This is a genomic window from Streptomyces sp. NPDC087440 (assembly GCF_044744005.1).
Taxonomy (GTDB): domain Bacteria; phylum Actinomycetota; class Actinomycetes; order Streptomycetales; family Streptomycetaceae; genus Streptomyces.
Genome location: NZ_JBIUXN010000017.1, coordinates 29,792 through 42,201, shown reverse-complemented (window position 1 = coordinate 42,201; position 12,410 = coordinate 29,792). Strand labels below are relative to the sequence as shown.

Here is a 12,410-nt window from a genome sequence, read left to right as displayed (position 1 = left end):
AGCTGCGAAACTGCGGGGTGCGTGACATGGCGTTTTCCGCTCGGAGTTCCTCAGGGGCAGAAGTGATTGCCCGTCAGAGAGCGCTCCGGAAAGACCAGTTGAACCAAAGCGTCAGAAATCTCGGATGTCAGGACTTCCGGCCGTCGGGGATCGTGCCCGTCGTCGTACGAAATCGGTTGATGGCCGACTCGTGGCGGGCACGCAACTGCGTGTCGTGCACCCCGAGCCCCTCCTCGGGGGCCAGGCAGAGCACCCCGACCTTGCCCTGGTGCCGGTTGTGGTGCACGTCGTGCACGGCCTGCGCGGTCTCGTGCAGCGGCACCACCTCGGACAGCGTGGGGTGGATGCGGCCCTTGGCGATCAGGCGGTTGGCCTCCCAGGCCTCCCGGTAGTTCGCGAAGTGGGTGCCCACGATGCGCTTGAGGTGCATCCACAGATAGCGGTTGTCGAAGGTGTGCTCGTACCCCGAGGTGGACGCACACGTCACGATCGTGCCGCCGCGCCGGGTCACGTACACGCTCGCGCCGAACGTCTCCCGGCCCGGGTGCTCGAAGACGATGTCGGGGTCGTCGCCACCCGTCAGCTCGCGGATCCTGGCACCGAACCGCCGCCACTCGCGCGGGTCCTGCGTGGTCTCGTCCTTCCAGAACCGGTAGCCCTCGGCACTGCGGTCGATCACCAGTTCGGCCCCCATGCGCCGGCACACCTCCGCCTTCTGCGCACTGGAGACCACGCACACCGGGATCGCCCCGCCGTGCAGCGCCAACTGGGTCGCGTACGACCCCAGACCGCCGGAAGCGCCCCAGATCAGCACGGTGTCGCCCTGCTTCATCCGGGCCCCGCCCGGCGAGACCAGTTGCCGGTACGCGGTGGAGTTGACCAGGCCGGACGCCGCCGACTCCTCCCAGCTCAGGTGGCGCGGCCGGGGCATCAGCTGGTTGGCCTTGACCAGGGCGAGTTCGGCGAGCCCGCCGAAGTTCGTCTCGAAGCCCCAGATCCGCTGCTCCGGGTCGAGCATGGTGTCCGCGTGCCCGTCGGGGTGGTCCAGCTCCACCGACAGGCAGTGCGCGACGACTTCGTCGCCCGGTTGCCAGCCGCTCACCCCCTCGCCGCAGCGCAGCACCACACCGGCCAGGTCCGAACCCAGCACGTGGTAGGGGAGGTCGTGCCGGGAGGCCTGCGGGGAGGTCTTGCCGTAGCGGGACAGGAAGCTGAAGGTCGAGATCGGCTCGAAGATCGACGACCACACCGTGTTGTGGTTGATGCCGCTCGCCATCACCGCCACCAGCACCTCCCCCGCTGCGGGTTGGGGGGTGGCGACCTCGTCCAGGTGCAGCGAGCGGCGCGGGTCCTTGTCCCGGCTCTCCATGCCGTCGAACATCGCCGTCTCGTCGGCGTGCAGGGCCACCCCCCGGTAGAACTCGGGCACGGGAAGCCGCCCCACCTCTTCGGGTGAGCCCGAAAGGATCGCGTCGAGGATCTTCTGCATGGTCTGAGGACCTCTTTCCGGCTGGGCTGAGAAACGCAGAGCACGACGAATACACATCGTGCGCGGAAGGGAATGCAAAAAGGGAGGATGAAAAGGAAAGCGAAAGGGAATGCGGAAGAGGGGATTCCCTGGGGCCCAGCCACGGCATTGGGGCAGGCGCGGAATGAATGCTGACACCGGCCGTGTCGCCGAGTCCAGTGGTTATCGGCGCGCACCAATTGACCGTTCAACTGGCTGATCCGGTCAGTCGAACAGAGCGCGCGAGTACGCAAGTCGCCGTTCGGGCAAGGGTGTTCAACTGTCCGATCCGGCCAGTTGAACACCCCCTTGGTTCATTCGTTCGTCAGGGATTTCCCTGATCGCGCCTGGGGGGCCGCCCCTGATGTCGGCGCATTCTTTGCCTTCTACGGTGAGGAAAGTGGACTGAACGGGGTGCCTTCGTGTCGCCTCATACCGAACGTCCCCTCCAGAAAACAAGAAAGGGCGAACATGCGCACCACATCCTCAGGCTGGACCAAAGGCCGCGTCACGTCCGTCGTCGCCGGTGCGGTACTGGCCCTCCTCGCGCTGACGCTCGTCGGGGTCGGCGGCACGGCCCTCTACTACGCGTCGCAGAACGACGGGTACATCGACCTGGGCACCAGCCGGTACCAGCACCGCACCGACACCTACGCGATGACCGCCGACACCTGGCACGCCGACCAGCAGCTCGGCGGCCTCTACGACGACCTCAAGGTCACCTTCGAGCCGGACAAGAAGTCCGACCAGGTCTTCGTCGGGATCGCCGGCGCCAAGCAACTGGGCCAGTACCTCAACGGCGTCGAGCACGTGACCATCCACGACTCCGGCGACAAGGGCGACAAGCAGAGCAACCACCAGGGCGCTGCGCCCAAGACGACGCCGGGGCAGGCCCAGAACGTGTGGATCGCCAAGGCGGGCGGGCAGGGCGCGCAGACCCTGAACTGGCCCGTGCAGCCCGGTGAGGTCGGTCTGGTCGCCATGAAGGCCGACGGCTCGCGCGGGGTGTCCGGCCAGGTGACCGTGGCAGCGAAGATCGGCGCGCTGACCTGGACGGGCATCGCGGGGCTCGTCGTCGGCGTACTCCTCCTCGCCGGAGCGGTCCTGATGATCGTGCGGCCCGTCCGCCGGGCTCGGGGTCGCGCCTGATCCGACCCGCGGGACCACGACACGGCGCAGGCACGCATTCCGCGTGCCTGCGCCGTGCGCTGTCTGCGGCAGCCGACGGGCAACAGACACAGGCGGCGGGGGAGAGGCACCCGACCGGCCCGCGTACACCCCGCCCGACCCGCCCGCGTACGTCCCGACCGGCCCGCCCCCGACCCGCCCGCGTACACCCCGACCGGCCCGCGTTCACCCCGAAAGGCCGGGCGTTTCAGGCGTCCAGTTGCCTCTTCCGCGACCGAACGGCCAAGCTGCGGGCGGAAGGTTGTTCCAGGCCCACTTCCTCAACGGGCCCTCCCTCCACGGCACTTGACCCCTCGCCGCGACCCCGCACGCCGACAGGCCCCGCGGGCGAACCACCCGGCGAGGGCGCCCCCACGGTGCAGGCACTCGCCGCCGCCCAGACCAACGATCAGGAGTGACTGGCGCATGACCGACATCGACCTGACCAGCCTCACGCCCGAGCAGAAGCGCGCGCTGCTGGCAGAGCGGTTGCGGCGCGGGAGCAGCCAGCAGCCACCGGCACGCGAGCGCCGCTTCGCCGCGTCGTTCCCCCAGCAGCGCATGTGGTTCCTGGACCAGCTCAACCCGGGCGGCGCTGCCTACAACATCCCGGCGGCCGTACGCGTGCACGGCCCCCTCGACGTGGACGTCTGGCGCCGCAGCCTCGCCGAGATCGTGCGCCGCCACGAGTCCCTGCGCACCACCTTCGAGGAGACGGACGGCGAGCCCGTCCAGGTCGTCCACGACAGCGGCGAGGTGGAGCTGACCGTCCGGGAGTGCCCCCACCTGCACGGACCCCAGGGCGAGGACGGCATCAGGGAACTGGCCCGCCGGGAGTTCGCCCGCCCCTTCGACCTGGGCACCGGACCCCTCGTCCGCATGACGTTCCTGCGCCTGGCACCGCAGGAGCACGTCCTGCTGCTGACCATGCACCACATCGTCGCCGACCTGTGGTCCACCTCCGTGCTCTTCGGCGAACTCGTCACCCTGTACGCGAGCCACCTCACCGGCACCGCCGCCGAACTGCCCCCGCTCTCCGTCCAGTACGCCGACTACGCGGCCTGGCAGCGCAAGGAACTGTCCGGACCGGGCTTCGCCGCCGAACTGGACTACTGGCGCACCACGCTCGACAAGGCCGCACCCATCCTCGAACTCCCCACCGACCGGCCCCGGCCCGCGGTGCTCGGCTCGACGGGCGCCTCCCGGCCGTTCCGGCTGCCCGCCTCCGTGATGAACCAGGTCCGCGAGCTGAGCCGGCGCACCGGAACCACCCCCTTCATGACCCTGCTCGCCGCCTACGTCGCGCTGCTGCACCGCTACAGCCGGCAGGAGGACATCGTCGTCGGCGTGCCCGTCGCCAACCGGGGCCAGTCCCAGGTCGAGCAGCTCATCGGCTACTTCGTCAACACCCTCGCCCTGCGCCACGACGCGTCCGGCAACCCCACCTTCACCGAACTGCTCGGCCGGGTGCGCACCACCGCGCTCGGCGCCTTCGCCCACCAGGAAGTGCCCTTCGAACGGCTCGTGGAGGAACTGCGCCCCGAACGCGACCTGTCCCGATCGCCGATCTTCCAGGTCTCGTTCGTCTACCAGAACATCCCCGTGCCCGAGTTCGGCACCGGCGGACTCACCCTGGAACTGATGGACGTGGCCAGCTCCACCGCCCGCTTCGACCTCGAACTGCAGGTCTTCGAGCAGGGCGACGAGCTCAGCGGCTACTTCGAGTACAACACCGAGCTGTTCGACGACACGACCATCGACCGCATGGGCGCCCACCTGAAGACGCTCCTGGACGCCGTGCTCACCGACCCCGACCAGCCGATCCTCGACATCGCGCTGCTCACCGAGGCGGAGCGCCAGGCCGAGCGGGACGAACGCACCGACACCCGGCACACCTGGCCCGACACCCTGCTCACCCACCAGCGCATCGAACACCAGGCAAGGCTGCGGCCCGGCAAGGAAGCCGTGCACTGCCAGGGCGAGACCCTCACCTACGCCGAACTCGACGCCTCCGCCAACCAGCTGGCCCGCCGCCTGCGCGCCCTGGGCGTCGGCCGGGACGTCATGGTCGGCATCAGCCTGGAGCGCTCCCTCGACATGGTCGTGGCCGTGCTGGCCGTCCTGAAGGCCGGCGGCGCCTACGTGCCCGTCGACCCCCAACTGCCCCAGGACCGCATGGCGTTCATGATCGAGGACGCCGCCCTGCCCGTCCTGATCACCCAGAGCTCCGTACTGCCCGCCCTGCCCCCCTCCTCCGCCACCACCCTGTGCGTGGACGAACTGCGCACCGAACTGGCCGCCGAATCCGCCGCACCCCTGGATCTGGACGTCGACGGCGCGGACCTGGCCTACGTGATCTACACATCGGGCTCCACCGGCCGCCCCAAGGGCGTCCAACTTCCGCACCGGGCCCTGCACAACCTCTTCCACGCCATGAAGCAGTGGCCCGGCATCGACTCCGACGACAGCCTCATTGCCGTCACCACGCTCTCCTTCGACATTGCCACCCTGGAACTGCTGCTGCCCCTCGTCGAGGGCGCCCGCGTCGTCCTGGCCACCCGCGACGTGGCCACCGACGGCAAGCGCCTGGCCGACGAGATGGCCGCCACCGGCGCGACGATGATGCAGGCCACCCCGTCGACCTGGCGCATGCTCCTCGACGCGGGCTGGCCCGGCCGCCCCGGACTGCGCGGGCTGATCTGCGGCGAGGCACTCCCGCCGGACGTCGCACGGCGCCTGCGCGCCAAGGGCGTCGACCTGTGGAACATGTACGGCCCCAGCGAAACCACCATCTACTCGCTGGGCACCCGCATCACCGACGACACCATCACCATCGGCCGCCCCATCGCCAACACCGAGGTGCACATCCTCGACCCCGAGGGCCGCCCCGTCCCCTCCGGCGTCCCCGGCGAACTGTGCATCGGCGGCCTCGGCCTGGCCCGCGGCTACCTCAACCGGCCCGAACTGACGGCACAGCAGTTCGCCCCCCACCCCGACCCGTCCGGACCCGCCGACCGCCTGTACCGCACGGGCGATCTCGTACGACGCCGCGCCGACGGCCGCATCGACTACCTCGGCCGCCTCGACCACCAGGTCAAACTGCGCGGCTACCGCATCGAACTCGGCGAGATCGAGTCCGTGCTCATGCGCCAGAGCCAGGTCAAGGACACCGTCGTCGTGGTCCGCGAGGACCAGCCCGGCGACCAGCGGCTCACCGCCTACGTCGTGCCCGACACCGCGACCGACGCCCCCGACGAACTGCGCCGCACCCTGCGCACCGCACTCGCCGCACAACTGCCCGACTACATGGTCCCCTCCGCGTTCGTCATCCTCGACGCGCTGCCGCTGACCCCCAGCGGCAAGACCGACCGCGGCGCGCTGCCCGCCCCCGACGGCCAGGAGACCCGCACCGCGGCCGCCTACGCCGCACCGCGCGACGCCGACGAAGAAGCCCTGTGCGCCCTGTTCGCCGATGTCCTGAACGTGCCCCGCGTCGGCATCGACGACGGCTTCTTCGCCCTCGGCGGCCACTCCCTGCTCGCCACCCGCCTCGTGGCCCGCGTCCGCAGCACCCTGGGCGCCGAACTGCCCGTGCGCGCCCTGTTCGAGAAGCAGACCGTGGCCGAACTCGCCGACCTGCTGCGCCAGGACACCGGACGCACCCGGCCCGCCCTCACCCGCGCCGAGCGCCCCGACCCGCTGCCCCTGTCGTACGCCCAGCGCCGCCTGTGGTTCCTGCACCAGATGCAGGGCCCCTCACCCACCTACAACCTCCCCGTCGTCCTGCGCCTGACCGGCGCCCTGGACATCCACGCCCTGCGCGCCGCGCTCGGTGACGTCGTCGCCCGGCACGAAGCGCTGCGCACCGTCTTCCCCGACACCGAGGCCGTCGCCTGCCAGCAGATCCTCGACGCCGAACAGGCCCGCCCCACCCTCGACGTCACCACCGTCGACCCCGGCGACCTGGACGAAGCGGTGGCCGGTGTCGTACGCCACGCCTTCGACCTGACCCGCGACATCCCCCTGCACGCCCACCTGTTCGCCACCGGCGACGACACCCACGTCCTGGCCGTCGTCGTCCACCACATCGCAGCCGACGGCTGGTCCCTCGAACCGCTGCGCCAGGACCTGGCCCTGGCCTACCGGGCCCGCCGGTCCGGCCACGCCCCCGACTGGGCGCCCCTGCCCGTCCAGTACGCCGACTACGCCCTGTGGCAGCGCGACCTCCTGGGCGAGCAGGACGACCCCGACAGCACCTGGTCCCGCCAACTCGATTACTGGCGCGACGCGTTGGACGGCCTCCCCGAGCGCATCGCCCTGCCCGTCGACCGCCCGCACCCGGCCGACGCCTCCCACCAGGGCGACACCCTCACCTTCCAGTGGGACACCGACCTGCACGACGGGCTGGCCACCCTCGCCCGCACCTGCGACGTCAGCATGTTCATGGTGCTCGACGCCGCCCTCGCCGTCCTCCTCAGCCGCCTCGGCGCCGGCCACGACATCCCCATCGGCGTGGCCAGCGCGGGCCGCGACGACCAGGCCACCGAGAACCTCATCGGCTTCTTCACCAACACCCTCGTCCTGCGCACCCGCCTCACCCCCCGACAGACCTTCCGCGAACTGCTCACCGCCGTCCGCGAACGCACCCTCGACGCGCTCGCCCACGGCGACATCCCCTTCGAGTCCCTCGTCGACCGCCTGCACCCCACCCGGTCGATGTCCCACCACCCCCTCGTCCAGGTCATGCTGTCGTGGCAGACCGTCACCGGTGAAACCCTGGACCTGCCCGGCATCACCGCCGAGCCCCTCGTCCACGGCACCGGCACCGCCCGCATGGACCTCGTCCTACTGCTCCACGAGCGGCTCACCGCCGACGGCACCCCGGCCGGCATCGACGGCGGCTTCGAGTACAACGCCGACGTCTTCGACCCCGACACCGTGCGCACCCTGCTGCGCCGACTGCGCCACGTCGTCCTCGCGATGATCGCCGACCCCGACCAGCCGGTGGACGACGTCGACCTCCTCACCCCCGCCGAACGCCACCACGTCCTGGAGGAGTGGAACACCACCCACCCCCAGCAGGACATCACCGCGAACCTCGTGGAACTCTTCACCCAGCAGGCCGCCCGCACCCCCGACACCACCGCCGTCAGCTGCGGCGACGACCGGCTGACCTACCGCGAGCTGAACGACCTCACCGACCGGCTCGCCACCCGCCTGCGCGCCCTGGGCATCGGCGCCGACCACACCGAGGACGCGGTGTGCCTGCTCATGGAACGCTCGGTGCGCCTGCCCGTCGCGATCCTCGCCGTCCTCAAGGCCGGCGGCGTCTACGTGCCGCTCGACCCCCGCTACCCCGACTCCCGGATGCGGCTCATCATGGCGGACACCGGCGCCACCCTCCTGCTGGTCGACGGCGACCTCACCCACCCCACCCCCGAAGGCCTCGCCGTCCTCGACGTCACCACCGAACTCGCCGCCCTGGACAACACCCCCGCCCACCCCCTGCCCCCCACCCGGCTCGGCGGCCCGGACCGCATGGCGTACGTCATGTTCACCTCTGGCTCCACCGGCCGCCCCAAGGGCGTCGCCGTCACCCACCGCAACGTGGCGAGCCTGGCGGCCGACCCCGGCTGGCAGGGCGGCAACCACACCCGCGTCCTCATGCACGCCCCCACCGCCTTCGACGCCTCCACCTACGAGATGTGGGTGCCGCTCCTGTCCGGCGGCCAGATCGTCGTGGCACCCGCAGGCGACCTCGACCCCGACGTCCTCCTCGACACCCTCCGCACCCAGGGAGTCACCTCCGCCTTCTTCACCGCCGCCCTCTTCAACCTGCTCGTCGAACGCGACCCCGAAGCCCTCTCCCAGATGCGCGAAGTGATGGCCGGCGGCGAGGCCCTCTCACCCCCCGCCGTCGCCAAGGCCCTCGCCGCCTGGCCCGAAACCGTCCTCACCAACGGATACGGACCCACCGAGACCACCACCTTCGCCGTCCTGCACCGCACCCGCGAGACCCCCGGCGCCACCGTCCCCATCGGCACCCCGATGCACGACACCCGCGCCTACGTCCTGGACGACCGGCTGCGCCCCGTACCCGTCGGCGTCTCCGGCGAGCTCTACCTCGCCGGAGCGTCCCTGGCCCGCGGCTACCACCAGCGGCCCGGCCTGACCGCCGAACGCTTCGTCGCCTGCCCCTACGACACACCCGGGGCCCGCATGTACCGCACCGGCGACCTCGTACGCTGGCGCGCCGACGGACGCCTCGACTACCTCGGCCGCACCGACGACCAGGTCAAGATCCGCGGCTTCCGCATCGAACCCGGCGAGATCGAGAACGTCCTGGGCACCCACCCGGCCGTCGCCGACGCCGCCGTCCTCGTCCACGACAAACCCACCGGCGGTAAGGAACTCGTCGGCTACGCCGTCCTCACCGACGGCGCCCACGCCGAACCCGCCGCCCTGCGCGCCCACATCGCCGAACGCCTGCCGCAGTACATGGTGCCCACCGTTGTCATGGTCCTCGACGCCTTCCCGCTGACCGGCAACGGCAAGCTCGACCGCCGCGCCCTGCCCGCCCCCGAACGCGGCGACGCCACCGCCTCACGGGCCGCGGAAACCCCCACCGAACGCACCCTGGCCGGCGTCTTCGCCCACGTACTGGGACTGCCCGAAGCCGGAGCCGAAGTCGGCTTCTTCGACCTCGGCGGCGACAGCATCCAAGCCACCCAGCTGGTCGCCCAGGCCCGCACGGCAGGCCTCGTCTTCACCGTCCGCGACGTCTTCACCCACCAGACCGTGGCAGGCATCGCCCAGGTCGCCCGGCACGCCGACGACGACACCACGACCACCACCACCGACATCGGCACCGGCCCGATCCCCGCACTGCCGATCCTCGAACGCCAACGCCACCTCGGCGGCCCCACCGTCGGCTTCGACCTCTCCGCCACCGTCGCCCTGCCCGCCGACGTCGACGAAGCCCGGCTCACCGCAACACTCCAGGCCGTCGTCGACCACCACGACGCCCTGCGCACCCGCCTGGTCACCGGACCAGGCGGCCAGTGGTCACTGCACGCCGCCGAACCCGGCACGATCCAGGTCGCCGACCTGCTGCGACGCGTCGACCTCAGCACCCTCGACGCCGCAACCGCCCGGACCGTCACCGACCGGGAGACAACCGCGGCCAAGCAGGCACTCGACCCCGCCACCGGGGCCATGCTGCGCCCGGTGTGGTTCGACGCCGGACCCCACCGGCCCGGCCGCCTGCTGCTCGCCGTCCACCACTTCGCCGTCGACGGCGTCTCCTGGCGCATCCTGCTCTCCGACATCGCCATCGCCTGGGACGCCGTGGCCGCAGGCCGCGACCCCCACCTCACCCCGGTGACGACCTCCCTGCGCGGCTGGGCCGAACGCGTCGCCACCGGCGACGCCCTCACCCGCCACCGCCCGGAACTGCCCCTGTGGCAGCGGGTGCTGGCAGACGCCGAACCCCTCGTCACCAGAACACTCACCCCCGACCGCGACGTCACCGGCACCGACAACCACCTGACCGTCACCCTGTCCGCGAAGGACACCGCCCCCCTCCTCGGCCAGGTCCCGGCCGTGTTCCGCCGAGGCATCCAGGACGTCCTGCTGACCGCCTTCGGCCAGGCCGCCGGACGCCACCGCACCGGCCCGCTCACCCTGGACGTGGAGAGCCACGGCCGCCACGAACACCTCGTCGACGGCGTGGACCTGTCCCGTACGGTCGGCTGGTTCACCAGCGTCCACCCCGTCCGCCTCGACCCCGCACTGCCCTGGGACCAGGTCACCGCGGCAGGCCCCGCCCTCGCCGACACCGTCGTCCGCACCGGACAGCAACTGCGCGACCTGCCCCAACACGGCCTCGGCTACGGCGTCCTGCGCCACCTCGACGAACAGTCCGCCGCCCGCCTGGCCCCCCTGGCCGCCCCCCAGGTGCTCTTCAACTACCTCGGCCGGATACCCGTCACCGACGAAGAACGCCCCTGGCTGCCCCTGCGCGACGACACCACCGCCCCCACCCCCACCGCCCGCCCCCTCTCGCACCCGCTGGAGGTCAACGCCGTCACCCAGGACGGACCCGACGGCCCCCACCTGGTCGTCCACTGGACCTGGGCACCCTCACTCCTCACCGAGGACCAGGTCCGCACCCTCGCCGACGGCTGGTTCGACGCCCTGCGCGCCATCACCCGGTGCGCCACCGCCGTCGAGAACGGCACCGTCGCCCTGGACCCCCACCCCGCACCCGCCGCGGCCGCCGGCGCCGCCGACCTGCTGAACACCCCCATCCCCAAGGCCGACCACACCAACGGCACCGGCCTCTCCTTCGGCCAACTGGAGTTCCTGCTCCAGCCCGTCGGCCCCGACCACGCCCACCACGCCGTCATCACCGCCTTCCGCCTCCGCGGCCCCCTCGACACCGTCGCGCTGCGCCGCAGCCTCGACGACCTCGTACACCGCCACGACATCCTGCGCACCCGCTACGTCCACCGCGGCTCCGCAACCCTGCAGTTCGCCGACGGCCGCCCCCAGTGGCCCATCGAGACCGTCGACCTGCGCGGCCACAGCACACTGTGCCAGCACGAGGAACTGCGCGCCCTGCTCACCCGGGAGACCAAGAAGCCCTTCCGCATCGAACGCGGCGACATGGTGCGCGGCCTGCTCGTGCGCCTCTCCGACGACGAACACGCCTTCGTCCTCGTCGCCCACCACATCCTCGTGGACCACTGGGGCTTCCTCGTCGTCTTCGGCGAACTCTCCCAGCTGTACGCCGCCCACGCCTCCGGCACCCGCCCCCAGCTGCCCGAGGTGCTCGCCCAGCACCTGGACTACGCGGCCTGGGAACAGAGCCTGCTGGCCTCCGGCGCCCTCGACGACCACATCAACCACTGGCGCACCGAACTCGACGGCGCGGCACGCCACCTCGACTTCCGGGCGCCCGCCCACCAACTCGACGACAGCATCGAAGGATTCAGCCACAGCATCGTCGTCGACTCCACCACCATGGACGCGGTCAAGGAGGCCGCCCGCCGCGAGGGCGTCACCCTCTTCATGATGCTGATGGCGGCCTTCCACGTCCTGCTGCACAGCTACTCCGGCGCCACGGACATCGCCGTCAGCCACCCCCTCGCCGGCCGCGAACGGCCCGAGACCGAATCGATGGTCGGCCCCTTCATCAACATCATCCTCAACCGCTCCCGGATGGCCGACGACCCCACCTTCCACGAACTGCTCCAGCGCGTCCTGCACAGCGAACTCGACGCCTACTCCCACCAGAACGTCCCCGTACGCGCCCTCGTGCACGACGGCATCGTCGGCGACGGCAACTACCTGCCGATGCGCGTCATGCTCAACCTCCTCGGCGTCCCCACCAAGTCCCTCACCCTCGACGGCCTCGACGTGACACCGCTCGACATACGCATCGGCGACGAGACGCCCCTGCCCGAACTGATCACCGCGATCGAGCCCCACAACCTCGACCTCTACCTCGTCGCCCGCGACGTCGAGGGCGAACTGCGCGGCCTGTGGGTCTACGACCCCGACTACCTCGCACCGCAGGTCATGGGCGCCCTGGTCAACCAGTGGCCGCGCATCCTGCACCTCGCGGCCAACAACCCGCAGTTGACCGTCTCCCAGCTCCGGGACCGCCTCCTCGCCCCCTGAGCCCGCCCCGCCGCCACCCCACCGGCCGTCGCCCCGACCGACGGCACCACAC

Annotated in this window: 3 protein-coding genes; 2 read left to right on the top strand and 1 reads right to left on the bottom strand. The window is 71.2% G+C overall.

The features are described from left to right. Nucleotides 1-127: 127 nt before the first annotated feature. A complete protein-coding gene (ccrA, locus tag ACIO3O_RS29105) occupies nt 128-1,489 on the bottom strand; it encodes a crotonyl-CoA carboxylase/reductase (protein ID WP_401750899.1) in 1,362 nt (453 codons plus the stop codon). Between the two features lie 489 nt (nt 1,490-1,978). On the opposite strand from ccrA, the gene ACIO3O_RS29100 reads away from it, so the two are divergent. After that, a complete protein-coding gene (locus ACIO3O_RS29100) occupies nt 1,979-2,656 on the top strand; it encodes a hypothetical protein (RefSeq protein ID WP_401750897.1) in 678 nt (225 codons plus the stop codon). 444 nt (nt 2,657-3,100) lie between these two features. Further along, a complete protein-coding gene (locus ACIO3O_RS29095) occupies nt 3,101-12,358 on the top strand; it encodes an amino acid adenylation domain-containing protein (RefSeq protein ID WP_401750896.1) in 9,258 nt (3,085 codons plus the stop codon). Nucleotides 12,359-12,410 lie beyond the last annotated feature (52 nt).

Bases quoted from the DNA above. Each gene is read 5' to 3' on its own strand.
- ccrA (WP_401750899.1), bottom strand. From the start codon at position 1,489: ATGCAGAAGATCCTCGACGCGATCCTTTCGGGCTCACCCGAAGAGGTG.
- ACIO3O_RS29100 (WP_401750897.1), top strand. From the start codon at position 1,979: ATGCGCACCACATCCTCAGGCTGGACCAAAGGCCGCGTCACGTCCGTC.
- ACIO3O_RS29095 (WP_401750896.1), top strand. From the start codon at position 3,101: ATGACCGACATCGACCTGACCAGCCTCACGCCCGAGCAGAAGCGCGCG.